Below are 1,506 nucleotides of genomic sequence, written 5' to 3' on the forward strand. Positions count from 1 at the left end.
GTCGATTTCGGCGATGAGCGCCCAGGTCGTATCCCATATATTGACCGGGGCGTAGGCCGAAAGCACGGTGTTGCCGTTGTATTTGGTGATGATCTTCTCACCGCTTCTGCCGGCCAGGGCTTCCCGGACGGCCTCGGTGTCCACGCCGCCCTTGGCCGGGGCGGCAAAGGAGTGCCGTACCGTTCGGTTGGCTTGATCAAGATACGAATCCGAGCGCATCAGCTTGTCCGGCCCCACCAGGTAGGTTTCGCCGGTCTCGCCCATGCCGGCCCGCTGAAGCATGATGCGGTTGATGGCATCCTGTGAGATTTGAAGCGCCACCACGGCCTCGACCCGCCCGTTGTTGACCAGCGGCTGGGCGATAAACGCCGCCGGTTCCCCGTTTCGCGGCGCATAGGGGGCGATATCCGCAAAACCGAAGGATTGGGTTTCGAGCACGTATTGAACCAAACGGCCCAGCCCGGAGTCGGCATAGGGGCCGTCCACCAGATTGGTTTGATAATCGGCATTCTTGGCCGCCGAGTAGAAGCAGTAGCCGTTGGGATTCAGGAGGAACATGTCGAACCCGTAGGAGTCGGCGTAGTAGGCGAACAGCTCATTGCCCTGGGCGTCGACGGGACTGAACGCCTCGGCCACGTCGATTTCCGCGATGATGGCCCAATTGAGCCCCTCGATATTGAGGGAACTGTAGCTGGACAGAACCGGCTTGCCCAGATAGCCGATGATCACTTCCTGTCCGGTTTTGCCGGCCAGGGCGTTGCAACTCGCCAGCGTGTTCACCTTGCCCACGTGTTCGTTTTCAAATGAAGCTCGGACGGAATGATATTCCGGGTCCAGCAGGGAGTCCGAGCGCATGCGCCGGTCACTGCCCACCAGATAGGTCTCGCCGGTGTGGCCCAGCCCCTCGCGTCCCTGCATGATCTGGTTGACCGCCGACAGGGAGATCTGCAAAACCGCCACGGCCAGCAGATCCCCGCTCAAATCCTTGATCGGCGCGCCGATAAAGGCGAAGGGAACCCCGCCCACCGGTCGGTAAGGTCGAAAATCCTGGATCTGAACCTGTTTGGTGGCCAGAACCTTTTTCCACAACACGGTCAGGCTTTCCTTTTTGTACGGCCCGTTTTTCAAGTTCGTGCCCAGATCGGCGTTCCTGGCGGCGGAATACATGACGTGACCTGAGTCGGCGCTGATCAGCAGGGCATCGGCGTAGCCGAACACGGTCACATAGTCCAGCAGGGTCCGGCCGCTTTCGGTCCAGATTTCATTGTACTCGTAAGTGTCGATTAAAAAGGAATCGTCCGCCTCGATTTCCTCGTCGAATTGATACCGCCGCAGCAGTTTGTAAAGCTTGTGGGCGTCCTCGCTGCCGGCCAGCACGGCGATGTCCTTGCGGGCGCGGATGAAATAGTCTTCGATCTGCCGTTTCTTGACCTGCTCCACGCTCTTGAGTTTCTCGAAGGCCTCGCGTCTAAAGCTTTTTACGGTTTCCAGCAACACGTTCATGTC

The 1,506-nt window shown here is 59.2% G+C and carries 1 protein-coding gene; it reads right to left on the reverse strand.

The genetic code is table 11. The features are described 5' to 3' along the window. A partial coding sequence (locus JCM12296_RS34750) for a cache domain-containing protein (RefSeq protein WP_172684268.1) occupies positions 1 to 1,506 on the reverse strand: 1,506 nt, incomplete at both ends.

It is taken from the genome of Desulfosarcina cetonica JCM 12296, from assembly GCF_001311845.1.
Classification (GTDB): domain Bacteria; phylum Desulfobacterota; class Desulfobacteria; order Desulfobacterales; family Desulfosarcinaceae; genus Desulfosarcina; species Desulfosarcina cetonica.